This window comes from Pseudomonas sp. v388, from assembly GCF_003935425.1.
Lineage (GTDB): Bacteria > Pseudomonadota > Gammaproteobacteria > Pseudomonadales > Pseudomonadaceae > Aquipseudomonas.
The window spans coordinates 153,740-177,826 of record NZ_RHQN01000004.1; the positions used below are offsets into that span (position 1 = coordinate 153,740).

At 62.0% G+C, this 24,087-nt stretch carries 20 protein-coding genes; 9 read left to right on the forward strand and 11 right to left on the reverse strand.

The genetic code is table 11. The annotated features are described in order from the left end of the window. Nucleotides 1–310 precede the first annotated feature (310 nt). Nucleotides 311–841 carry an RNA polymerase factor sigma-70 gene (locus EGJ27_RS11285; protein WP_125830828.1) on the forward strand — a complete coding sequence of 177 codons (531 nt, stop codon included), beginning with the start codon at nucleotides 311–313 and terminating at the stop codon, nucleotides 839–841. 73 nt (nucleotides 842–914) lie between these two features. Here the strand turns inward: EGJ27_RS11285 and EGJ27_RS11290 are convergent, their stop codons facing one another. Both EGJ27_RS11290 and dusA read right to left on the reverse strand, forming a co-directional pair. Beyond that, nucleotides 915–1,346: a universal stress protein gene (locus EGJ27_RS11290; protein WP_125830829.1), complete on the reverse strand. Its 432-nt coding sequence runs from the start codon at nucleotides 1,344–1,346 to the stop codon at nucleotides 915–917. A 105-nt stretch (nucleotides 1,347–1,451) separates the two neighbouring features. Continuing rightward, nucleotides 1,452–2,462 (reverse strand): tRNA dihydrouridine(20/20a) synthase DusA, encoded by a 1,011-nt coding sequence (gene dusA / locus EGJ27_RS11295; RefSeq protein WP_125830830.1) that lies wholly within the window; start codon nucleotides 2,460–2,462, stop codon nucleotides 1,452–1,454. Nucleotides 2,463–2,917: 455 nt separating this feature from the next. Between dusA and EGJ27_RS11300 the strand changes: the two genes are divergently transcribed. Both EGJ27_RS11300 and tal read left to right on the forward strand, forming a co-directional pair. Then, nucleotides 2,918–4,786: a pyruvate kinase gene (locus EGJ27_RS11300; RefSeq protein ID WP_125830831.1), complete on the forward strand. Its 1,869-nt coding sequence runs from the start codon at nucleotides 2,918–2,920 to the stop codon at nucleotides 4,784–4,786. 249 nt (nucleotides 4,787–5,035) lie between these two features. Continuing rightward, nucleotides 5,036–5,962: a transaldolase gene (gene tal / locus EGJ27_RS11305; RefSeq protein ID WP_125830832.1), complete on the forward strand. Its 927-nt coding sequence runs from the start codon at nucleotides 5,036–5,038 to the stop codon at nucleotides 5,960–5,962. A 283-nt stretch (nucleotides 5,963–6,245) separates the two neighbouring features. On the opposite strand, the gene rssC is transcribed toward tal, so the two are convergent. Together rssC and rssB are read right to left on the reverse strand one after the other, a co-directional pair. Continuing rightward, nucleotides 6,246–6,731: an anti-sigma factor antagonist RssC gene (gene rssC, locus EGJ27_RS11310; protein WP_024687337.1), complete on the reverse strand. Its 486-nt coding sequence runs from the start codon at nucleotides 6,729–6,731 to the stop codon at nucleotides 6,246–6,248. Next, nucleotides 6,728–7,912, reverse strand: coding sequence for a two-component system response regulator RssB (gene rssB, locus EGJ27_RS11315; RefSeq protein WP_125830833.1), 1,185 nt, complete (start codon nucleotides 7,910–7,912; stop codon nucleotides 6,728–6,730). The genes rssC and rssB overlap by 4 nt, the downstream gene beginning before the upstream one ends. 269 nt (nucleotides 7,913–8,181) lie before the next feature. Here rssB and EGJ27_RS11320 point away from each other — a divergent pair, with 269 nt between their 5' ends. After that, on the forward strand, nucleotides 8,182–8,481 hold the full coding sequence (locus tag EGJ27_RS11320) for a PilZ domain-containing protein (RefSeq protein WP_125830834.1): 300 nt from the start codon (nucleotides 8,182–8,184) through the stop codon (nucleotides 8,479–8,481). Between the two features lie 81 nt (nucleotides 8,482–8,562). On the opposite strand, the gene EGJ27_RS11325 is transcribed toward EGJ27_RS11320, so the two are convergent. Further along, on the reverse strand, nucleotides 8,563–9,264 hold the full coding sequence (locus EGJ27_RS11325) for a VacJ family lipoprotein (protein WP_125830835.1): 702 nt from the start codon (nucleotides 9,262–9,264) through the stop codon (nucleotides 8,563–8,565). A gap of 190 nt (nucleotides 9,265–9,454) precedes the next feature. On the opposite strand from EGJ27_RS11325, the gene EGJ27_RS11330 reads away from it, so the two are divergent. Beyond that, a complete protein-coding gene (locus tag EGJ27_RS11330; RefSeq protein ID WP_125830836.1) occupies nucleotides 9,455–10,069 on the forward strand; it encodes an HAD family phosphatase in 615 nt (204 codons plus the stop codon). A 106-nt stretch (nucleotides 10,070–10,175) separates the two neighbouring features. Continuing rightward, nucleotides 10,176–10,445: a DUF4404 family protein gene (locus tag EGJ27_RS11335; protein ID WP_125830837.1), complete on the forward strand. Its 270-nt coding sequence runs from the start codon at nucleotides 10,176–10,178 to the stop codon at nucleotides 10,443–10,445. Nucleotides 10,446–10,619: 174 nt separating this feature from the next. Here EGJ27_RS11335 and queF read toward each other — a convergent pair whose 3' ends face one another. The 4 genes from queF to EGJ27_RS11355 all read right to left on the reverse strand — a co-directional run bounded on the left by queF (nucleotide 10,620) and on the right by EGJ27_RS11355 (nucleotide 14,816). Continuing rightward, nucleotides 10,620–11,450 carry an NADPH-dependent 7-cyano-7-deazaguanine reductase QueF gene (gene queF, locus EGJ27_RS11340; RefSeq protein ID WP_125830838.1) on the reverse strand — a complete coding sequence of 277 codons (831 nt, stop codon included), beginning with the start codon at nucleotides 11,448–11,450 and terminating at the stop codon, nucleotides 10,620–10,622. A gap of 119 nt (nucleotides 11,451–11,569) precedes the next feature. After that, a complete protein-coding gene (locus EGJ27_RS11345) occupies nucleotides 11,570–12,814 on the reverse strand; it encodes a lipoprotein-releasing ABC transporter permease subunit (protein ID WP_125830839.1) in 1,245 nt (414 codons plus the stop codon). Nucleotides 12,815–12,874: 60 nt separating this feature from the next. Continuing rightward, complete coding sequence (gene lolD, locus EGJ27_RS11350; RefSeq protein ID WP_177523000.1) at nucleotides 12,875–13,558, reverse strand: lipoprotein-releasing ABC transporter ATP-binding protein LolD; 684 nt, start codon at nucleotides 13,556–13,558, stop codon at nucleotides 12,875–12,877. Between the two features lie 7 nt (nucleotides 13,559–13,565). After that, nucleotides 13,566–14,816: a lipoprotein-releasing ABC transporter permease subunit gene (locus EGJ27_RS11355; protein ID WP_125830841.1), complete on the reverse strand. Its 1,251-nt coding sequence runs from the start codon at nucleotides 14,814–14,816 to the stop codon at nucleotides 13,566–13,568. Nucleotides 14,817–14,918: 102 nt separating this feature from the next. On the opposite strand from EGJ27_RS11355, the gene EGJ27_RS11360 reads away from it, so the two are divergent. Together EGJ27_RS11360 and EGJ27_RS11365 are read left to right on the forward strand one after the other, a co-directional pair. Further along, nucleotides 14,919–15,506: a PilZ domain-containing protein gene (locus EGJ27_RS11360; protein ID WP_125830842.1), complete on the forward strand. Its 588-nt coding sequence runs from the start codon at nucleotides 14,919–14,921 to the stop codon at nucleotides 15,504–15,506. A gap of 63 nt (nucleotides 15,507–15,569) precedes the next feature. Beyond that, complete coding sequence (locus EGJ27_RS11365; RefSeq protein ID WP_125830843.1) at nucleotides 15,570–16,292, forward strand: glycerophosphodiester phosphodiesterase; 723 nt, start codon at nucleotides 15,570–15,572, stop codon at nucleotides 16,290–16,292. 42 nt (nucleotides 16,293–16,334) lie between these two features. Here EGJ27_RS11365 and sthA read toward each other — a convergent pair whose 3' ends face one another. Together sthA and EGJ27_RS11375 are read right to left on the reverse strand one after the other, a co-directional pair. Then, nucleotides 16,335–17,729 carry a Si-specific NAD(P)(+) transhydrogenase gene (gene sthA / locus EGJ27_RS11370; protein ID WP_125830844.1) on the reverse strand — a complete coding sequence of 465 codons (1,395 nt, stop codon included), beginning with the start codon at nucleotides 17,727–17,729 and terminating at the stop codon, nucleotides 16,335–16,337. Nucleotides 17,730–17,911: 182 nt separating this feature from the next. Further along, nucleotides 17,912–22,462, reverse strand: a complete 4,551-nt coding sequence (locus EGJ27_RS11375; RefSeq protein ID WP_125830845.1) for a dermonecrotic toxin domain-containing protein — start codon at nucleotides 22,460–22,462, stop codon at nucleotides 17,912–17,914. A 284-nt stretch (nucleotides 22,463–22,746) separates the two neighbouring features. Here EGJ27_RS11375 and EGJ27_RS11380 point away from each other — a divergent pair, with 284 nt between their 5' ends. Next, entirely contained in the window at nucleotides 22,747–24,039 is a 1,293-nt protein-coding gene (locus EGJ27_RS11380) for an MFS transporter (RefSeq protein ID WP_125830846.1), read from the forward strand. Nucleotides 24,040–24,087: the final 48 nt, after the last annotated feature.

Below are 24,087 nucleotides of genomic sequence, written 5' to 3' on the forward strand. Positions count from 1 at the left end.
CCTGCCGTTGCCTGGCGCCGAGATCAGAGCTGCGGTATACGCGGTCGAAACCCATGGTGTCCTCCTGGTGTGATGCCCGCTGCCGGGGCGGCGTGTCACCAATGAGAACGGATGGCCTTCAGAAATAATTAGTCGCACTTGCACCCCTTGACCCGCGTGGGTGCAGCACTCATCGACCTGCCCTGATTAAGTGCGCTGATTCAATTTCGCATTTGACAATAATTATCATTAAGACTAATTTATCGGCCCATCAAGGGGTGCGACGCAATGACTCGCCCCTCACACATGGCTTCGTAGCAAGGTGAATTCAATGAAGGATCAGGCATTCACAACCCAATGCGACTCACCCCTGCTTCAGGTTTTCGTCGACAACTATCTGTTGCTGGTCAAGATTGCCGCACGCATCGTCGGTTGCCGTTCACGTGCCGAGGATGTCGTGCAGGACGCGTTCTTCCGCCTGCGCTCCGCGCCGCAGGTGACGCTGTCGTTCAAGGCGCAGCTGAGTTACCTGTTCCAGATCGTGCGCAACCTGGCCATCGATCATTACCGCAAGCAGGCGCTTGAGCAGAAGTACACAGGGCCGGAAGCCGAGGGGCTGAACGTGGTGATTCAGGGGGCATCGCCGGAGAACTCCCACATGAATTTCTCCAGCCTGGAGAAGATCGCCGACGCGCTGGGCGAGTTGCCGGCCCGCACACGCTACGCGTTCGAGATGTATCGCCTGCACGGTGTGCCGCAGAAGGACATCGCCAAGGAGCTGGGAGTCTCCCCGACGCTGGTCAATTTCATGATTCGCGATGCGCTGATTCACTGCCGCAAGGTCAGCGGCGCCCGCCACTGAAATGGCGGGTTTTCACTCACAAAAAAATCCGGAGCCTGGCTCCGGATTTTCTCGTTCGACAACCGTTGCCTGATTACTTGATCAGCACCACCGGCACCGAGACTTCGTGAACCACCCGATTGGCGACCGAACCCAGCAACAGTCCACCGAAACTGCCCAGGCCGCGAGTGCCCATGACCACGGTGTCGCAACCCAGTTGAGTCACGGCAGCCTTGACCTGTTCGGCCACATTGCCCAGATCCACATGGGTTTTGTAATCGACGCCGGCTGCGGTGAGCCGTTTGACGGCTTCACTCAGCACCCGATTGGCCTCGTTGTGCAAGCCCGCCTTCACGCCCTCGATCATGTCGGGCGCCAGGTAGTCGCTGTAGACGATAGGGCTGGCCTGGACATTGAAGAGATGCACCTCAAGGGGCCGGGCAAATTTGCCCGCCAGGTCGATCACATAATCCAGGGCGCGTTTGGAGTGCTCCGAACCATCGAAAGGAACCAGGACCTTGTGCATGACAGCTCTCCTTGAAGGGGTATGCATTCAACATAGTCCCGGGAAGAACCGTCGGCCACTGCGATCCGCGGCTTGCTTGATCCAGAGCAAAAGCGCGGTGAATATTTACCGGCCTTCGAGGAACAACTGCGCCTGATCAAGAAGCTGCAGCGGGTTGTCGGCCTTGTGGATGTCCACCGACAACAGCTGGCGAAAGCGCCGCGCGCCGGGGAAACCCAGGCCCATACCCAGGATGTGGCGGGTGATGTGGTGCATGGTGCCACCGCTCTGGATATGCGCCGCGATGTACGGACGCAACGCCTCCAGCGCTTCGGCACGGCCGATCACCGGCGTGCTGGCGCCGAACAGCTGCTGGTCCACTTCCGCCAGCAGATACGGATTGTGGTAGGCCTCGCGGCCCAGCATCACGCCGTCGAAGGTCTGCAGATGCTCGTGGCATTGTTCCAGGGTCTTGATGCCGCCATTGAGGATGATTTCCAGGTCCGAAAAGTCGGTCTTCAACTGCGCGGCAATGTCGTAGCGCAGCGGCGGAATATCGCGGTTCTCCTTGGGCGACAGGCCTTCCAGAATCGCAATGCGCGCATGCACGGTAAAGCTGTTGCAACCGGCCTCACGCACCGTGCCGACGAAATCGCACAACTGCGCATAGCTGTCGCGACCATTGATGCCGATCCGATGCTTCACCGTCACCGGAATGCTCACCGCATCGTTCATGGCCTTCACGCAATCGGCCACCAGTTCCGGATGCCCCATCAGGCACGCGCCGATCATGTTGTTCTGCACCCGATCGCTCGGGCAACCGACATTCAGATTGACCTCGTCATACCCCCACTCCTGCGCCATCCGCGCACAGCTGGCCAGATCCGCCGGGTTACTGCCACCCAACTGCAATGCCAACGGATGCTCTGCCTCGTCATAACGCAGAAAACGCTCCCGGTCGCCATGGATCAGCGCACCGGTGGTGACCATTTCGGTGTAGAGCAGCGCGTTTTTGGAGAGCAGGCGCAGGAAAAAACGGCAGTGGCGGTCGGTCCAGTCCATCATCGGGGCGACAGAAAACCTCCTGTTCACGGTACCCGGAGTGGATGGAGAGCGTTCTGCGGTGATGGTGTGCATGTACAAATTACTCATCGGCTGGGTGACTGCCCCGCTTCGCCTGCACGGCGTCGCGCCTGGATCGGGACCGCGCGGGGCGCGACAGTTTATCAGGAAAGGCAAGCCGCTGATCGGCAGGCCCGCTTGCCGCACGGCTTTCCCCGGAACCATTCAAAAGCGTTCAAATCAGCATAAAAAAACCGACACCAGGAAATGCCCTATGAACCCCATCGACAAACCGCCCAAGCTCAGCAAGCCCCGGGCCGGGGGTGACAGAAGGGCGCTGGGCACCGAGTCAGTCATAACTTGACACGGTTAAGCACAGCTCCTGATCGGATAAACGATCGCCCGTAACAAAACAGTCACATTCCGTTTTTAGCTTGTGGAGACCCTGCATTCAAAGCGCTGGTTGCGGAACAGGCTCCGCCTCGCTTCGCATGCCTTCGCGTTTCCACTGGAATCCTCAAGGCGCCCCCATGAACTCGCTGAACCATTACGACGAAAACCCCGACCTGCAACCGTTGCGCGAAGTACTGGACGAGTTGCGTCAGCTCAGAACCCAAATGCATGACGCCGGGCTGGTCGCCGCGGATCTTTACCCGGTGCATCCACAGTTCCGGGTCAGCGCGCTCAACCTGTCGAATTACCTGGCGATGCGCCGCCAGGATCTGCGCCCCTTGCAGACGCAACTGGCAGCGCTGGGCCTGTCATCCCTCGGCCGTTGCGAGTCCGCCGCGCTGCACACCGTGGATCGACTGATTGCCGTGTTGGAGCGGCTGACCGGCGAGCAAGCGGCATTCACGCACTATGCAACTGCGAGCGACGATGGCCTTTCCGCGCCGCTGCAGGAGCACGCCGTGGCGCTGTTCGGCCAGGCCCCGGCCGACCGCGCCGTGCGCATCATGGTGACCATGCCCAGCGAGGCCGCCGACGAGCCGATCATCATTGAACAGATGCTGCTGGCCGGGATGAACTGCCAGCGCATTAACTGCGCCCATGACGGCCCTGAAGTCTGGGGCCGGATGATCGAGCATCTGCGCGCCGCCACCGACAGACACGGCCTGCCGTGCCAGGTGGTGATGGACCTGGCCGGCCCTAAAGTGCGTACCGGCCGCTTGGCGCCCGGCCCTTCGGTACTGCGCATCAAGCCAACGCGCGATGAGTTTGGTCAGGTAATCCGCCCTGCTCGTCTGCTGCTGACCAGCACGGCGCCGGAACAGGCGGACTCGATTCAGATCGGTCGTAAATGGCTTGAGGCACTGCGCGTGGACGACCGGCTGAGTTTCAAGGACAGCCGCCTGTCGAAGCGCTCCATGCGTATCGTTGAAGTCACCGAACAAGGCTGCTGGGCCGAACTGGAGAAAACCGCCTATCTGGTGCCCGGTACGCGGCTGAAGCTCAAGCCGGCCCGCGGGCGCAACAAGACCACTCGGGTCAAGGCCGTGCCCGTGGCGGAGCAGCCACTGCGTTTGCAGGAAGGTGATCGGCTGATCCTGACCCGAGACGATCTGGAAGGACGGCCGGCGATGCTCGGCAGTGAGGGCCGGGTGCTGGAACCGGCGCGTATCGGCTGCACGTCGGCCATCGCCTTCGAAGCCGTGCGGGTGGACCAGCCGATTCTGTTCGACGATGGCAAACTGGGTGGTCATGTGATTGCCCGAGACGACCAGCACATCGATGTGCAGATCACCCACGCACCGGGTGGCGCCAAGCTGCGCGCCGACAAGGGCATCAACCTGCCGCTCACCGACCTGCCGTTGCAGGCGCTGTCCGAAGAGGACATCGATGCATTGGAATTCGCCAGCCAGCATGCCGACATTGTGGAGCTGTCGTTCGTCAATACTGCCGACGACGTGCGCGGCTTGCTGGCCCAACTGGAGCGCCTCGACGCCCGGCATATGGGTGTGGTGTTGAAGATCGAGACCCGCCTGGGTTTTGAAAACCTGCCCGAATTGCTGCTGGCCGGCATGCAGCACCCACGGCTGGGGGTGATGATCGCCCGCGGCGATCTGGCGGTGGAGACCGGCTTCGAGCGCACCGCCGAACTTCAGGAAGAGATGCTCAGCCTGTGTGAGGCAGCGCATGTTCCGGTGATCTGGGCCACCCAGGTGCTGGAAAGCCTGGCCAAGACCGGCCTGGCGACCCGCGCTGAAATGACCGACGCGGCCATGGGCGTGCGGGCCGAGTGCGTGATGCTCAACAAAGGGCCGCATATTCTCAAGGCCATCGAGGCATTGCATGACTTGTTGCAGCGCATGCAGGACCACCATGTGAAAAAGCGCGCCATGCTGAGACGGCTGGGTGTCGCCGTGGCTTCTCCGGTGATGGCGACCACGCAGGATTGAGCGCGTCGACGGTTCATGGCGTCGGGCAGAGATTAATTGCCGCCGGTAACCGGTTAAATGCAGGGAACCTGCGCCCCGGATGACGTTCCAACCTGTTCCCGATTCAAGCTCCCGCCGCCGCCGTTGCTGCTTCAGAGCAAGGGTGAGCGGCGTCGCCGCGCGATCTCATACGAACGTTATCCCCCGCGGCCTTGAGTGGCCGACGACGCTGGGTTAATGTCATTCAACCGCACAGGACAGAGCACGCACATGACCTCCAAGCTGGAACAACTCAAGCAATTCACCACCGTCGTTGCCGACACCGGCGACTTCGATGCCATCGCCCTCCTCAAACCCCAGGACGCGACCACCAACCCGTCGCTGCTGCTCAAGGCGGCATCCAGCGAAAGCAATGCCCAGTTGCTCGCTGAAGCCTTCAGCGGCGCCAAGGGCGACATCGGCCTGGCCAGCGACCGTTTTGCCGTCGCCATCGGCCGCAAGATCCTCGACGTGGTGCCGGGGCGTGTCTCCACGGAAGTGGACGCCCGCCTGTCTTTCGATACCAACGCCATGATCGAACGTGGCGAACGCCTGATCGGCCTGTACGAAGACGCAGGCGTGAGCCGCGACCGCATCCTGATCAAGCTGGCCTCGACCTGGGAAGGCATCCGTGCCGCCGAGAAGCTGGAAAAGGACGGCATCCAGACCAACCTGACCCTGCTGTTCTCCTTCGCCCAGGCCGTAGCCTGTGCCGAGGCCGGCGTGTTCCTGATCTCGCCGTTCGTGGGCCGGATCTATGACTGGTACAAGAAGTCGTCGGGCAAGGAATATGTCGGTGCCGAAGATCCGGGCGTGCAGTCGGTGACCCGTATCTACAACTACTACAAGGCCAATGACTTCAAGACCGTGGTCATGGGCGCCAGCTTCCGCAACCTGAGCCAGATCGAACAGTTGGCCGGCTGCGACCGCCTGACCATCAGCCCGGACCTGCTCAAGCAACTGGCTGAAGACACCGGCACGCTGGAACAGAAACTGGCCCCGGGCAACGCCGGCGAGCCGCGTCAGAGCCTCACCGAAACCCAGTTCCGCTGGGCTTCCAACGAAGACGCCATGGCTACCGAGAAACTGGCCGAAGGCATTCGTCAGTTCGCACGAGACCAGGAAAAACTCGAAGCGCTGCTCGCTGCCAAGGCCTGATAGCCCCAGGACGAAAAAGGGCGACACCTTTGCGGGTGTCGCCCTTTTCTATGGCCTTCCGTTCGCTGCGGGATCGTTCCTGCAAACATGCGCGGATCTGTAGGAGCGAGCTTGCTCGCGAAGAGGCCGGGACAGCCGGTGCAGTTGTGGCGGTCTTATTGAAGCATTCGCGAGCAAGCTCCTACAAGACATGCCGGGACAGCCGCTGCGATTGTGGCGGTCTTGTTAATGTCTTCGCGGACAAGTCCGCTCCTGCCAATATGCGCGGATCTGTAGGAGCGAGCTAGCGCTGACCTTCCAGCGCGTTCACCAGATCATGGAACGCTTCACGGTTGGAATCGTTCAGGCCCATAAGGATCTTGTGCGCTTCAAGGACCTTGGCCTTGACCACGTCTTCACACTGATCCTGTGACGGCAGGTCGGTCAGGCATTCCGGACGCGGAATCGGCCGGTCCACGATGTTGAACACCTGATCGAAGCCCATGGACTGCAACAGCCGCGTGATGTCTTCGTGGGTGGTGACCAGCGTGGGCAGCAATCCCACCTTTTGCCGGGACAGGATCGACAGCTTGGCCAGCAGGCCAAGTGTGGTGCTGTCAATGCTGCGGGTCTCGGTCAGATCGATGACCACAGCCGAGAAATTCAAGGCAGTGAAGATACGCTCGATGGTCGCATCCAAGGCCGAACACAGCGTCAACCGTACCTCACCTACGAACTTGAGGACGAAGGTGCCTTCCTGCTCGGCGAACTGGATTCTACCGGTACTCATTCAAGATTCCTGCTTAACACTAACAAGGCGATATCATCCGGCATCTCCCCTAGCGTTGCCAATTCAAAAACCCGCTGCAAGCCATCCAGGCTGCCGCCGGCCGTCCTCACCAACTGGGGTAGAACGGCCTCTTTCTCCTTGAGTGTATCACCGGGCAGGAGGTCCAGTATGCCGTCGGACAACATCGTCAGACTGAACGACGCCGGTAGATCCACTTCATGGTCCTGATAAGTCGCTTCGTTGAACAGGCCGACCGGCAGGCCACGGCCTTGCAGATAGCTGGCCTGACCGTCGGCATACAGCACCGGCAGCGGCAGATGGCCGCCCACGGCGTAGGTCAGCTTGCCGGTTTCCTCATCGATGACACCGCCGACCATGGTCACGTGCTTGCCCAGCTTGCAGCTGATCAGGCCACGGTTGATGTGCCCCAGCACGTCGGAAGGCTTGAACTCAGGCAATGTCCCGCCACGCTTGGACTCGAACAACAGCCGCGTGGTCATGAACTTGAGCAGCACCGTGATGAACGCCGACGAGGCGCCGTGCCCCGATACGTCGGCCAGGTAGAACGCCACTCGCCGTTCGTCGACCCGGAAATAATCGACGAAATCGCCGGACAGGTACAACGACGGAATGATCTGGTGGGCGAACTGGAACTCGTCGATCGCCCAAGGGCTGATCGGCAGCATGTTCATCTGCACCTGGCGCCCGGCGTCCTGATCTTCCTGCAACAAGTGCAGGCTGGCCTCCAGTTCACGATTGGCCGTTTCCAGCTTTTCGCGATACACCTGATTTTCCTTGAGCAGCCGCGACCGGTCGAGTGCCCGGCGAACGGAATGTTCGAGCACTGCCAGGTCTTGCAGGGGCTTGATCAGATAGTCGGCCGCACCAAACCGCAAGGCTTCGACCGCATCGCTCATCACGCCGGCACCGGACACGACAATGACCGGCGTCTGCGGCGAGAGGCTGGTCACCTGACGAATCAGCTCCAGGCCACCCATCTGCGGCATGCGCAGGTCGCTGATGACCAGATCGGGCTGTTGCTGTTCGAATATCTGTAGTCCCTGCAGGCCATTACTCGCTTGCAGGACGCTGAACCCACTGTCTTCCAAATAGGCGGCAAGGCTTGCGCGCACTACTTCGTCGTCGTCGATTATCAGCAGCGTAGCACTGGATTTTGGCATGTGGGCAAACGGCGCCAGATCAGGTTGGCGTAGGCGGCCCGGCTGACCCGGACCTGCTTACTGGATTCGCTTCTAGCCTCTCTGCGACGACCCTGTCATGACCGATAACCGCCATGGGGTGTTCTCAGAGGTGCCCTTCAAGGCGCAGACGGTACTCCCATCCGCCAGGCGTTTCAAGCGTAGGTCCGTGCGGCGTTTGCGTCTTTACATCGCAAATCACCGGGAGTTATAAGAACCTTCACATCAGCAACCAAACGGAAGGACGGGACATGAGCCGAACCGATCGCGATTACGAGGAGAAACGGGATTACATCCGCATGCGCGTCGATGCGGATGTCAGCCTGATCCACGCCGGGCACGTCATCCCTGCGGTGTGCATTGACCTGTCCAGCTCCGGCATGCAAGTGCAGGCGCCCCGCTCGTTCACGATCGGCGACAAGCTGAGCGTGCGCATCGAATCCGATCACCCGGCTCTGGCCGGGCTGGAAGCGGAGACCGAGGTCGTATGGGTCAACGATCTGGACGGTGGCGGGCAAAAACTCGGGCTTTCGATTCTGGCAATGCACTAGGCGTCGGCCGGAACAGGTTCACATTTCCAGCAAAAAGGCGACCGAGGTCGCCTTTTTTCATGTCTGCAGGTAACAGTCGAATCAGAAATCGTCTTCGACCTGACCATCCTTGACCTTGAACTCGCGGTTCTGCAGGTAGGCATTGCGGATGAAGGTGTACTTGTCACCCTGGATCATCTTTTCAGCAGGCAGCAGGCTGGCGCGCGTGTCGACCATGTTCACGCCCAGTGCCGAATTGCGGGTCGGCACGTGGTCGATGTAGCGATAAGGCGTGGCGTAGCTGTCCGGAACACGGGAGATGGTGTCGCGCACCGTGCTTGGACCCAGCAGCGGCAGCATCACGAACGGGCCGCTCGGTACACCCCAGTAACCCAGCGTCTGGCCGAAGTCTTCTTCACTGCGTTGCAGACCCATGTGGGTGCCGACGTCAATGAAGCCCAGCAGGCCGAACGTGGTGTTGAAGATCAGGCGCGCGGTATCGGTGCCTGCTGCAGCCGGCTTGGCTTGCAGCACGTTGTTGGCCAGGTTGCCGACATCGCCGATGTTGTTGAAGAAGTTATGGACCCCGTCTTCCACGAATTGAGGCGCGATGTACTGATACCCTTGGGCAATTGGCTTGAGGGTGTAGGTGTCCACGACATCGTTGAAACGAAAGATGGCGCGGTTCACGCCTTCCCAGGGATCGTCCTCGGCAGCCTGGACGACAACCGGGACCAGCGCAATACCGGCACACATGGAAAGCTGAGCCAGACGTTTGATGAAGCCTGCACCTGTCACGGGCATAGCTGACACTCCTTATCGAAATAGTGACGCGGGCGCTACGCCCCCACACGCGAGGACGGCAGTATAAAGTGTTCCGCGAGAAATAAGGCAGTTCTGTAAGTGCTGCAGATTCGATAAACGACTTCACCTTTCGTTCATCCGACTGTCATACAAGCCCGGTAGCGTGCGTGGATATTTCAGAGATATTTCCATGCTCGCGCCGGCCGCCGTTCCCCTCCCCGTTTTTCCTGCCCTGCTGTTTGGTCTGAGCGGCTGCCTGGTGGACTTCGGTGCGCAGGCAGCAAGTCAGGCCCCGGCCCTCAAACATCAGGACTGGGCCACCGCCACGCCGGGTGCTCTGGACATTTTGCGTACACTCAAGCAGCAGGGTGTTCCGTGCGCCTGGATCGATGAATTGCCCCAGGACATCAGCACCGCGCTGGCAGCGCCGTTGGGCGACTGGATCAGCGCTGCGCCGCGCCCGACAGTGCCATGGCCGGCACCGGATGCGTGCTGGCTGGCGTTGATGGCGCTCAATGCCGGCCAGCTGGATGGCTGCGTGTTGATCAGCGGCGATCCACGCTTGCTGCAATCAGGTTTGAACGCGGGACTGTGGACCATCGGCCTGGCCTCTTGCGGACCACTGTGCGGATTGTCGCCGACGCAATGGCAAGCGCTGGACGCCGCCGAGCGCGAGCGTCGACGCGCCCAGGCCACGCTCAAGCTTTACGCACTGGGCGTGCATTCGGTCATCGATCACCTGGGTGAACTGCACTCCTGCCTGAACGATATCGCGCTGCGCCGCAGCAAAGGCGAAAAGCCCTGACGGCAATCATGCAGGTCAACAGCAGGTGGATTAGTCTTGATACATCACGGACCTTTCGCCGGACGGCGCAGTCCATGAATCAGACTTATCAGAGAAGGAGCACGCGATGCCTGCCCGCGAATTGCAAGAACAGCTCAACACCCTGCGCGATCAACTGGAGCAGAATCCGCCGCTTTCGGAAGCCGAGCGCGACAACCTGCGCGAGCTGATGCAACAGATTGAAACAAAAATCGCATTGGAAAATGCCACCCACGAGCAGGACGCCAGCCTGGCCGACGGCGTGAACCTGGCGGTAGAGCGCTTCGAACTGGAACACCCGGCGATTGCCGGAACACTGCGCAATATCGTGCAGACGTTGGGCAATATCGGGATTTGATGGGGGTAGGTGTCCTGCCCGCGCCTGCGGATCATTGCACTCCCCCGCAGGCGCCAGCTCGTTGGCGAAGCGCACATCCAGGCAGTCGCGGTCGCTGCGCTGCCACGGCCCCATTCGCCAGCAAGCTGGCTTCTACAGGTACTGCAGAGATTGCAGGTGCACTGCTGTCACAACTTACTGCCTGGCCAGCCGACGATTATCCACGTCCAGCATTTCGGTGCTGCGGTAGGGGTTGATGTCCAGGCCGCCTCGGCGCACGTAGCGGGCGTAGACGGTCAGGTGCTCGGGTTTGAGCAGGCATTGCAGGTCGAGGAAGATCCGCTCCACACATTGCTCATGAAAATCCGAATGCTGGCGGAAGCTGACGATGTATTCCAGAAAGCTGGCGTGATCCAGCACCGCGCCGCGGTATTGCACCACCACACTGCCCCAGTCCGGCTGACTGGTCACCGGGCAGTTGGACTTGAGCAGGTGGCTGTGCAGACTCTCTTCCACCACGCGCGACGCGTCGCAGCGCAGCAGCTCCGGCTGTGGACGGTCGTAGCTGCTGATGCTCACGTCCAGGTCGTCGACACACGTCCCCGGCAATGACGCCACGCCCTCGCCTTCGATATCCGCCAGACTGCGAATGCGCACACCCACCGGCATGCCCGCCGCCGCTGACAGATCCTTCTCCAGCGTCGCCTGCACCTGCTGCCGATCAGCGAAAGCCGTCTGGTTCAGTGAGTTCAGGTACAGCTTGAAGGACTTGGATTCAATGATGTTCGGCGACTCGGCCGGAATGCAGAACTCACCGATGGCCACCACCGGCTTGCCCGACGGCAGCAGCCAGGACAGCTCGTAGCAGTTCCAGAAATCGACGCCCTTGTATGGCAGGGTCTGGGCAGTCAGCCCCAGTTCCGCCCATTTCGCCGCCCGCGCAATGGGAAACAGCAAGGAAGGCGTGTAGGTGGCGATGTACTCGCTGGACTTGCCCAGCGGTGAATGTTCGGCGGCGGGATGCATGGCAATACCTGAAGCTTGGGAAATAACCCGGCGAGTCTATAGGGTTTGCCCAAGTCTTTCAGCGGGAAAATCCGCCGGCTCGGGCGAGCCGGCGCAAGGTCTTGGTCAGTGGCGCGCAATCATTCGTAGCGCAGCGCGTGGGCCGGCTCGATCTGCGCTGCGCGCCAGGCCGGGTAAATGGTCGCCAGGAAGCTCAGGATGAAACCGGCGCTGCAGATCAACAGCACGTCGAAGCCTTGCAGCTCGGACGGCAGGTTGCTGATGAAATACACGTCGGAGCTGAACACATGCTGGCCGCTGACCCGCTCGAACCAGCCCACCAGACTGCTGACGTTGAGCGCGGCGATCACACCCAGCACGCCGCCGATCAAGGTGCCGACGATGCCGATCACCGTGCCCTGGACCATGAAGATCGCCATGATCTGCCTTGGCGTAGCGCCGATGGTACGCAGGATGGCGATGTCCGCACCCTTGTCGTTCACCACCATGATCAAGGTGGCGATGATATTGAACGCGGCCACGGCGACGATCATCAGCAGCAACAGGCCGATCATGGTCTTTTCCATTTTCATGGCGCTGAACAGGCTGCCCTGGGTGTGAGTCCAGTCATCGGCACGGTAGCCGGCGCCCAGTTGCGCGGCAATGGCGGTGGAAACCTGGGGCGCGGCGTACAGGTCCTTGAGCGCCAGGCGCACGCCCTGCACCTGGCCGGGCTGCCAGCGCTGCATCTGCGCGGCATCGGCGATATTGATCAGGCCCATGGAGCCGTCCAGTTCCGCGCCGACCTTGAACACCCCGACCACGGTCAGACGCTGCATGCGCGGCGTGATGCCGCCCGGCGCGGTGCTGACTTCCGGCACGATCAGGGTGAGCTTGTCGCCAACGGTCAGACGGAAGCGGCGCGCCGTGATGTCGCCCAGCACTACGCCGAATTCGCCCGGCTTGAGGTCTTCCAGCTTGCCGCGCACGATGTGCCGGGTGACGATCGACACGTTATGCTCCAGCGCCGGATCGATGCCGCTGATCTGGATCGGCTGCATCGAGCCCTTGTAGGACAGCATGCCTTCCATCTCGGTAAGCGGCACGGCGGCGGTCACCTCGGGATTCTTCAGCGCCGCGTCCGCCACCGGCTTCCAGTCGTCCAGCGGCGTGGTCCCGGCGATCATCGCGTGGGGCACCATGCCCAGAATCCGCGAACTCATTTCGCGCTGGAAACCGTTCATGACCGACAGCACCACGATCATCGCCAGCACGCCCAGTGCCAGACCGATCATCGACGTCATCGAAATGAACGAAATAAAGTTCTTGCGGCGTTTGGCGCGGGTATAGCGCAAGCCGATAAACATGGGTAACGGTCTGAACATTCGCAAGCACCGTGAAAGAGATGAAGACCCCGGCGCGATGCACTGCGCCGGGTCGGTAGATCAAGCTTCGACGAGGTGGCCGTCTTCCAGGCGCAGGACGCGGTCCATCTGCCGGGCCAGGTTCAGGTCGTGGGTGACCACCAGGAACGCGGTTCGCGACGACGCGCTCAGCTCGCGCATCAGGTCCTGGATGCCTTGCGCGGTGTGGTGATCGAGGTTGCCGGTGGGCTCGTCGAGCATCACCAGGCCCGGCTGGTTGACCAGCGCCCGGGCGATTGCCACCCGCTGGCGTTCACCACCGGACAACTCGGCAGGCTTGTGCGCCAGACGATGCCCCAGGCCAACCCGCTCCAGCAATGCAGTGGCACGCTGACGCGCCTCCGGAATGGCGGTGCGGCCGATCAGCAGCGGCATGCAGACGTTTTCCAGGGCGGTGAATTCCGGCAGCAGGTGGTGGAACTGGTAAACGAAACCCAGCGCCCGGTTACGCAGCATGCCGCGGGCTTTCTCGTTCAGCGCCGACAGTTCTTCGCCGGCCAGCCAGACGCTGCCTTCGGATGGCGTGTCCAGGCCGCCGAGCAGATTGAGCAGGGTGCTCTTGCCCGACCCGGAACTGCCGACGATGGCCACTCGCTCACCGGCGTGCAGTTCCAGTTGCAGACCTGACAGGACCACAACCGACTCTGGGCCTTCCTCGTAGGATTTACCCAGGTTGCGGCAACTCAATACTGCTTTATCCAACATGCCCGACTCACTCATAACGTAGCGCCTCCGCCGGTTGGGTGCGCGCAGCACGCCAGGCCGGATACAGGGTGGCGAGGAAACTCAGGACCAACGCCGCGCCGCAGACCTGGAACACGTCCTGGGCCATCAGCTGCGAAGGCAGGTAATCGATGAAATACACGTCGGCGTTGAGAAACTTGTGGCCGATCAGGCCTTCGAGCGCCGAAATCGCCGCGCTGACGTTAAGGGCCGCGAGGATGCCCAAGGCCGCGCCGATCAGCGTGCCGGCCACGCCGATCACGGTGCCCTGGACCATGAAGATCGCCATGATCTGCCGTGGCGTGGAGCCCAGGGTACGCAGGATGGCGATGTCGCCCTTCTTGTCGTTGACCACCATCACCAGCGTGGAAATGATGTTGAACGCCGCCACCGCCACGATCAGCAGCAACAACAGGCCGATCATGGCTTTTTCCATGCGGATGGCCTGATACAGGTTGCCGTGGGTGCGGGTCCAGTCGCGGGCGTAATACTTGTTCTCGCCCAGTTTCTGAGCGATGTCCCAGGACGTGCGCGGCGCATCGAACAGGTCGGTGAATTTCAGGCGCAGGCCCTGGACCTGATCCGGCTTCCAGCGATGCAGACGGCCCAGATCGTCGAGATTGGTAAGGCCCAGGAACCCATCGATCTCCCCGGCGCCGACGTGAAAGATGCCGACCACCTCGAAGCGCTTCATGCGCGGGAACATGCCGGCGGGCGTGATGGTGACTTCCGGTGCGACGAAGGTCAGCTTGTCGCCGACCCCGACGCCCAGCTTGGTCGCTGCCTTGTCGCCGATCATGATGCCGAAACTGCCAGGGGCCAGGGCGTCCAGCTGCCCCTGCTGGATGAACCTGTCGATGATCGAGACGTTGCGCTCCTGAGCCGGGTCGACGCCGTTGAGCAGCACCTTCTGCACCTTGCCGTCATGGGTCAGCAAACCCTGCATCTGGGTGAACGGCGCCACGGCTTCCACCTGAGGATTCTGCTGAACCTGCCCGGCCAATGCGCGCCAGTCGGTAACCGGGTCGCCCGACTCGATGGTTGCGTGGGGCACCATGCCCAGCACGCGCGTGCGCATTTCATGGTCGAAGCCATTCATGACCGATAACACGACTATCATCACCACAACGCCGAGCGCCAGGCCGATCATGGACGTCAGGGAAATGAAGGAAACAAAATGATTGCGGCGTTTGGCACGGGTGTAGCGGGTGCCGATGAATACAAAGAGAGGTCTGAACATGTAGGAATTTGTTCGCAGGAATGGGGACGTCTGTGTGGCGGGCCTCGACGTGCAGCTTTACACTCGAAACACTCAGACCACCGCCGCTACCATGGGTTCGCCATGTCGACATTAGATGAAGAAGAACGCCGCGAATACTACCGTATCGAGGACAGCGTCGCACTGGAAATTAACCCGCTGAGCCGAGCCGGCCAGGCCACCGGAAACGCGGGCGAAGACACCTCGGTGCTGTTCGACCTGCTCAGCGAATTGCACGTCAGTGAGTTCGAATCCCAGCACCTGTTGCGCCAGCTGGACGAGCGCGACCGGGTATTGACCAGCTTTCTCAAGGCCATGAACAAACGGGTCGACCTGCTCGGCCGGGTGATCGCGCACACCGCATTGGGCGACCTGGGCGAGCCGCAACCGGTGAAACTGTCCGAGGGCGGCGTGGAATTCAATTCGTATCAGGAGTTTGCCGCGGGCGAACGGCTATCCGTGAAGATGGTGCTGATGCCGCAAGCGGCGGGCCTGCTGCTGCGCGCCAGGGTCATCCACTGCCATCCAGCGGGCGCAGGCCGATTTTCCATCGGCACCGAATTCATCGACCTGCCCGACGCGCAACGCCAGTTGCTGGCCCGCCACGTGTTGCAGCGCCAGGCTCAACAGCGGCGTCAGGCACTGGAGCAGAACGACCCGCCCAAGGCGTGATCCCACCGAATTTTTTCAAGACTTACATCTGTGTAATGGGCGCCTTTCAGGCCAGGAGTAATCGTGACCCTTATTTACGGCCACCGCGGCGCCAAAGGCGAAGCACCGGAAAATACCCTGAGCAGTTTTCAGGAATGTCTCAAGCACGGCGTGCGCCGTTGCGAACTGGACCTGCACTTATCTCGCGACGGCGAACTGATGGTGATCCACGACCCGACCCTCAAGCGCACCACCGGACGGGGCGGCAAGGTCAATGAACACACGGCCGCCGACCTGGTGACGTATGACGCCCGCAAAGGCGGCCCGGGCTGGGTTACGCCCTGCCCGATTCCGCGTCTCGAAGAATTGTTCGAGCAATGCGCGTTCGAGCACTGGCAGCTGGAGGTCAAGAGCGCTTCGCGCACCCGCGCTGCCAATACCGTGCTGGCGATCCGGGAAATGGCCCAGCGGCATGGCCTGCTGGACAAGATCACCATTACGTCAAGTTCACGGGAAGTGCTGCGGGCGGCGGTGGAGCTGACGCCGGATATCTCTCGCGGCCTGGTGGCCGAGTACGCGTGGCTCGACCCGTTGAAGGTCGCGCAGAACTACGGTTGTGAGATTCTGGCGCTGAACTGGACGCTGTGCACGCCCGAGCGCCTGATCAAGGCGCAGCGTGAAGGTCTGCACGTGTCGGTGTGGACGGTCAACGAGCCCGCGCTGATGCGCAGGCTCGCCGACTTCGGCGTTGACAGCCTGATTACAGACTTTCCCGGTTTGGCCACCGCCACGCTCGGGAATCGCTGAAATCGGTCTCCCCGGCCGGCTCAGGCCACCGGCCGGAGTCGCTCAAAAAAGCCGGTTCAGGCCGTCATAGGCCGCGACCCGATAGGCTTCGGCCATGGTCGGATAGTTGAACGTGGTGTTCACGAAGTACTTCATCGTGTTCGCCGCGCCTTCCTGGTTCATGATCGCCTGACCGATGTGCACGATCTCCGACGCCTGGTCGCCGAAGCAATGCACGCCCAGCACTTCTAGCGTCTCGCGGTGGAACAGGATCTTGAGCATGCCGACCCGCTCGCCGGAAATCTGCGCCCGCGCCATGCCTTTGAAGAACGCCTTGCCCACTTCGTAAGGCACCTTGGCCTGGGTCAGTTCGTGTTCGTTCTGGCCGATGGAACTGATCTCGGGAATGGTGTAGATCCCGGTCGGCACGTCGTTCACATAGCGCCAGCTGCCATTATCGACCACCGAACCTGCGGCGGAACGGCCCTGATCGTAAGCGGCGCTGGCCAGGCTCGGCCAGCCGATCACGTCGCCTGCGCCATACACGTTGGAAACGCTGGTGCGGTAGTTTTCGTCGACCTCGATCTGACCTCGGCCGTTGGCTTTCAGGCCGATGTTTTCCAGGCCCAGGCGGTCAGTGTTGCCGGTGCGGCCGTTGCACCAGAGCAAGGCGTCGGCCTTGATCTTCTTGCCGGACTTGAGGTGCAGGATCACGCCGTTTTCCAGGCCTTCGACCCGCTCGTACTCTTCGTTATGGCGAACCATGACGTTGTTGTTGCTGAAGTGATAACTCAGCGCCTGGGAAATTTCCGTGTCCAGGAAGCTGAGCAACTGGTCACGGTTGTCCACCAGTTCGACCAGCACGCCCAGGCCGCTGAAGATCGAGGCGTATTCGCAGCCGATCACGCCGGCACCGTAGATGATCAGCTTGCGTGGCGTGTGACCCAGGCTGAGGATGGTATCGCTGTCGTAGATGCGTTTGTGGGTGAAGTCGATATCGGCCGGGCGATACGGGCGCGAGCCGGTGGCGATGATGATCTGGTTGGCGACCAGCTTTTCCACGACACCGTTGCTGCACACCACGTTGATGCTGGTTTCATCGGCGAAGCTGCCGGTGCCGAAAAAAACATCGACGCGGTTGCGGGCGTAGTAGCTGGTGCGCGAGGCGACCTGCTTGGAAATGACCATCTCGGCGTTTTTCAGCACATCAGGGAACGAGAACCAGCGCGGCTCGCCGATGGCCCGGAACATCGGGTTGGTGTTGAACTGGATGATCTGCTTGACCGAGTGACGCAAGGCCTTGGACGGGATGGTGCCCAAGTGGGTGCAGTTGCCGCCCACCTGCCGACGGCTGTCGACCATGGCGACCTTGCGGCCCGCCTTCGCAGCGTTCATTGCCGCGCCTTCCCCGGCAGGGCCGGAACCCAGTACCACCACGTCGTAGTTGTAGACAGCCATGCGTACTCCTTTATAACGGACCGAGGCGCCACTCTGGCATCTCTGGCTTAATCACGCCGCGCAGTCTAGCGCTGCATCACGGCTGCGAACATTAACCCTTGGTCGCGTCGAAGGCCACTTTTGTGTGCCGGGTACACCGCCGGACGCCGACCACCGGGGCCGGCGTCGCGGCGGATGGCGCGTCAGCCGTGAGGGTCCAGCGCCAGGAACAAGCGCTGCGCCAGCTCCCGACCGATGGTGCTGCGGTAGATATCCACCACCGCCTTGTTGTCCTTGGCCGCCCTAATCAGCGCCTTGTAGCCCATTTTGCGCTGCGCCGGCAGTTTCAGGTGGGCCGCGGTGAACGCAGCCGGGGCAGCGTCTTCGCTGGCATAGTGAAAATGCGCCCACCACAGCAACTGATGCTGCTTGTCGCGGATCGAATATTCCTGCATGAAGTCGTCTCGACGCACACCGGACAGATTGATCCGCGGCCCGACCCGCGCAATGTCGATTTCACCCTGGTGGTGCAGGTAACTGACCCGCGACGCCGTCGGCGGCTGGGCCTTGGTCATGGCAATGCGCAGCGACCGTCCTTCCTGGATCATGCGGGCCGCCGCCTCGCGCAATTCGGGCACCAGCCCCCCGCCTTCGACCTCGCCCAGGCCGTCGGCCAGTTCGGTCAGTTGCCCGGCCCGGAGGGTGAGGATGTCTTCAATGTCTTCAGGCTCCACGGCACGGGTCGCCTGACGCCGGGCGTTGGCGATGACTTGCGCGACCTGGGCCAGCAGCAGCGAGGCGCGCTGGCGCATCTTGGCGGCACCCGGACGCGGAGTCACCGCCGGCCGGGCGGGCGTGGCCGGCTCGACCTGGGTCCAGCCGCCATCGGCATGCTGATGCCAACGGGTGCTGACCTGACCGCTGAGCACGTCACGCACATCGGCCGTGGGTCCGGTGTTTTCATCGTCGCTGATATCGGCGACCAACACGCGACGGTCGCGGGTGCGGATGATTTTCTTGCGCGGTTGCTCACGGCGCGGCAGGCGTTCCACCGGAACCGGCGGCGGATCGATGTTTTCCTGGATCAAGCCCGTCAGCCGGCTCTGGGTCGCGTCGCAGATCGCTTCAAGGTGATTGATGAAGCGCTCGAGAAAAACATTGGGCTGGGCGATGAAGTTGTTCTCGCGCACGAACCTGGCCACTTCGAGTCCGCGCTGGTACTCGCGCAACGCACTTTCCACCACGCCGATGCGCTCGGTCAGGCTGTAGCTGTTGGGTTTTTCCAGCTGCGCGTGGGAAGACACGGCCTCATACAGTTTCTTATTGGTCCGCAGCGCCTTGAGCTGCAGGTGCGCTTGCGGGTCGAGCAGGTCTTCACGGGACAGCGACAGCTCCAGGCAGGAAAACGCTTCCATGAACTGCCACTCCAGCAGAGTGGGCAACTGCGCCCGCTCGAAATCGGTGATGTCGTCACGCCAGAAGGCATCCCCGGCCGTCGGCAGCTCACGCATCTGGCGCCACAGCGATTCGCGCACCGTCGCCCACTGGACGCCGGCCTGCTGCTTGTCCACCAGTTTGTTGAACAGCACCAGCCAGGCGTCGACCCGCTCGCCACCGACCGGCGCCTGGGCCGCCTCGCCGCGCACCGCCACGCCTGCCTTCCGGGCGACATCGCCAATATCGCTGAGGATCATGCCTTCGAGGTAGCGGACCTGCGACGAGACTGTTTTCAAGTCGGCCCCCTGCTCGCGCTCCGAGGGCCGATCACCGGGTCTGAGTTCCTGCACCAGCGCACTGCGCTGGCGCACCGCGCTCAGCGCTTCCTGCAAATCGCTGGAATGGCGTGCCAGGAACAGCGCCCTGACCTCCTCGCTCTCACTGGACAGGTGACTGTGGTAAGCCTGCAGTTTGCGGTACAGCTCGTCACGCCGCCGGCCCAGCTCGGTACGGCGTTCGCGCACGCGCCTGAGGTTCTGGGTGTTGAGGTCGGCCAGCTCCTTGGCCCGACGTTTCGGGCCGCCGCCGCGCAGGTGCAGGCGCAGATCCAGATTCCAGCCCGCAGCGTCGCGACTGATGCGCGGCCCCTGAACGGCGACGTTGTCGGGGGCGACGATGAAGTAACCGTCTTCATCACTCTCGACCCGATACAGATCGACACCGATCCTGACGATCACCTGCTCCTGGACACGATACAGGCCAGACTCGACTTCATGGCCGCTCAAGGCGCGCAGGTCGAAATCCCTCGGCAACCTGAAGCCCTGCAGCGCGGAACGTTGCCCGGCGTCGAGCTGGTTGAGCGGGCTGGTCCAGCTGAAATCCAGCACCGGCGCCACTTCTTCCAGCGCCACTTCCCTGACCTGCGCCGCACGCCTTGGGGCACCACTTTCGCTGCGTGCCGGGGCGAACTGCCGGTGAGCCAGCGCGTGCACCGAGCCCTTGTCCTGCAGCAGCATCATGGCAACCGTGACCAGCAGTTCGGCAATGGTGTTCAGGCGTGTCTGCGCATCGCTGTCTTCGGGAAGGTTCATGAAGCGCTCGAAATTCATCAGCAGTTGCACAAGCCAGATGGTGTTGGCCACGGCGCCTCCGAGCAGTGGCAGTACCGCATTGAGCACCACCCAGCCGCCTTCCTTGAAAATCGCCCAGCGGCTTTCGGCATTGGAGACCGAGCTGCGATCAGCCAGGGTCACCAGCGCACGGGCCGTGGCATCGAACAGTTCGGCCAGCGGGTCACCAGCGCAGACCTCGCTGCCCAGGGACGCTGGCGCCGGACGTTCCAGGGGGGCGAACTCCGAACCGAGGCCGAAGCGCACGATATGCGGTTCATGGAACCCGCCGTTGGCGTAGATCGGCCGCGCCGTGTCGCTGAGCCACACCAGCACGTCGTCCTGCAACTCGCCGGGTGCAACGATCGCCTGCCACAGCGCCGACCAGCTGCGAAACTCGGTCAATGGCTCTCGCCTGAACGGGCGGTACAGAAGGTGCGGACCTTTGCCGGTGTCCTGCGGGCCGATCACGAACAGGTTGGCGGCCTTGTCCGCCGCATGACCAGGCGCGCGCACGATAGCCAGCGGGCGCAGGACCACCGATTGGCCGTCCACATTGCGCTGCGCCGGTTCCACCGCCATCAGCGCCGCGACCATGCGACAACCCCTGGCGCTGATGGCTCCTTGCTGTCTGAACTTCTGCTCCAGCGCCTTGAGCGGCAACTGAACGCGCAGTTGATCGGCGAACAGGCGGCGACGCCGCGAGGCTTCGTCCAGGTCATCGATCAGGTAGCGCTGCAGCAGACGCGGGTAAGTCCCGCCGATGTCGACGCGGGTGACCAGCGTTTTCAGGTAGCCGGGCGTCAGCCAGGACGGCACTGTCCAGCCACCGGCCATGTGCACGGTGATCTCTCCCGGCGGCAGGCCGCACAGGTTATGCAGGGCGAACTGCACCAGCGTCATGCTGACCGGCTCCACGCTTCCGCTGATCACCGGCTGGCCGCCGGAACCGACGGCCGTGCCTGCCACCTTGTGAATGATGACCTCGATTTCATCGGGTATCGGCGGCTCACCGGCCGGATAGTCACGGCGCATTTCCCGGTTCAGCGCCTGGCGGGTGAACGCCATGATCGGCGGCAGATCGTCGTTGAAGGCCTTGCCTTGCGCCTGCACCTGCGCGGCAGCCAGCGCCAGCAGGCCGCGGGAGTAGGTGATCTTGTCGGCACTGGGCGCATTGCGCAGCCAGGCCGGGATATAGGAGACGCTCAGCGCCGGCTTCGCGGTGGACGGTTGCAGCCAGACACAGACATCGGTCGCGGCCATCAGGTAATGCTCAAGGGCCGGCAAGTCGTAGCTCATGGCACCCTGAACGGCCAGGATATCGGTGATCTGCCGGCCGAGAATGGCTTGCGTGAGGTCGAGAAAAATATTGCCCGACGACTCATGAAGCGCCCAGTCGAACTCATCGAAATCCCACTGTGCTGACATCTCCGAGCAGATGGCGCTTGCCAGCTCATCGACATTATCGGCGCGATGAACGTCGCCGTTGGCTCGCCAGGCGGTCAGTTGCGTGTGACCGCCCTGGGTGTGCTGCAGGACCACCGCCGGGAACGGCATGCTGGCGGCGGCCAGCGCCCCGCTGATCTTGAAGTACAGAATGCCGACGGCCAGCTCCAGCCGGTCCGGCCCCGGCGCGGTCAGGCCGAGCATGAAGTCGCGGTCGGACCTGTGGGCAAACATCGAAATGGTGTGCAGGGCATCGCGGGAGGTCTGGTCCAGACCCTGGCTGCGTGTGGAAGCCAGATCGTCTACCAGATCCCGCTGGACCCGTTCGGCAAGCCACTTCCAGCGGCTGCTGCCGTTGGCAAGCGGTGCCGACCAGAAATTGGCGGTGGCCTGGGCGAACTCTTCGAGCAGACCGAACGAGAGCAACTCAAGGTCGGTGCCCAACAGCTCGACATTCACGTCCAGCGGCCTGGCGCCCGGCGCTGTCGGGTCGGCCCATAGCGCTACTTCACCGGTGATCCAGCCTGGCGCAGCCTGACGCGCGAAACACTGCAGCAGACTTTCGGTCAGCGACATGGCCTGGTGGCCGGCCGCAGTGTGCGCGCTGCCGGTCGATGCCAATCCGGTGACCGACGCGCGCTGCGGGTCGATCTTCAACTGCGGGTACTTGCGAGCCAGCATGTCGTGCACCATCCGGGCGGCGACCTCGTGCAAGGTGGGTCGTGTCGCAAATTGCTGCGCCACTTCAATCATTATCTGCATGGACATCTCACTTGTGCAGGTTGCAACACCTCGAAACGCTCATGACCGAGCCGTTTCGAGGTTTCATTGCACAAGCTAAAACTGCATTACCCGGCTCCAGGGCGTAGATAAATGTTTTCTGTCAAGCCACAAAATGTCGCAGCAAAACGGCTGAAACAGTTGTTCCAGAGCAAAATTACACATACTGTTACAAACTCGGTAGCTGACTAACGGATTTGCAGCGACGACAGGACCACAACGACAACAGCATTTTCATCCGATAAAGCCTGAGCGAGTAACTTTCAATGGCCTCCTCCACCAGTAAGGGCAAGGCGATCTTTCGCGTTGTCAGCGGTAACTTCCTCGAGATGTTCGACTTCATGGTCTACGGCTTCTACGCCACGGCCATTGCCAAAACCTTTTTCCCCGCCGACAGCGCCTTTGCATCCCTGATGCTTTCGCTGGCCACTTTCGGCGCGGGTTTCCTGATGCGCCCGCTGGGTGCGATCTTTCTCGGTGCCTATATCGACCGCCACGGTCGGCGCCAAGGCTTGATCATCACGCTGGCGATGATGGCGATGGGCACGCTGCTGATCGCCTGCGTGCCGGGTTACGCCACTATCGGCGTCGCCGCCCCGCTGCTGGTGCTGCTGGGTCGACTGCTGCAAGGTTTCTCCGCAGGCGTTGAGCTGGGCGGTGTCTCGGTGTATCTGGCGGAAATCTCCACGCCGGGCCGCAAGGGCTTTTTCGTCAGCTGGCAGTCGGCAAGTCAACAGGCGGCAGTGGTGTTTGCCGGCCTGCTGGGCGTAGCGCTCAATCACTGGCTCAGCCCCGAGGAAATGGGCGAATGGGGCTGGCGCGTGCCGTTCCTGATCGGCTGCCTGATCGTGCCGGCGATTTTCGTGATTCGCCGCTCGCTGGAAGAATCTCCGGAATTCGCCGCCCGCAAACATCGCCCGACCCTGGGCGAGGTGGTGCGCTCCATCGGCCAGAACTTCGGCCTGGTCCTCGGCGGCATGGCGCTGGTGGTAATGACCACGGTGAGCTTCTACCTGATCACGGCCTACACGCCGACCTTCGGCAAGAACGAACTGCACCTGTCCGACCTGGACAGCCTGCTGGTGACCGTGTGCGTGGGCGTTTCCAACTTTATCTGGCTGCCGGTGATGGGCGCGTTTTCCGACCGCATCGGCCGCAAGCCGCTGCTGATCGGCGCTACCGTGCTGGCGATTGCCACGGCCTACCCTGCACTGTCATGGCTGGTTGCGCACCCAAGCTTCGGCAATCTGCTGATGGTCGAGCTGTGGTTGTCGTTCCTGTACGGCTCGTACAACGGCGCGATGGTCGTGGCGCTGACTGAAATCATGCCGGTGGAGGTTCGCACCACAGGGTTCTCGCTAGCCTACAGCCTGGCGACTGCGACCTTTGGCGGCTTCACGCCTGCGGCCTGCACTTACCTGATCCATGAACTGGGCAACAAGGCAGCGCCCGGCATCTGGCTGACCGGTGCCGCTATTCTGGGGCTGATCGCAACGCTGGTGTTGTTCCGCAAAGGCGGGCAGAAGCTTGAAGCGCCGGCAGGCGCGACATCCGCCTGACCTGTAGAGAGCACACACAAAAATGCCCCGAACCAGTCGGGGCATTTT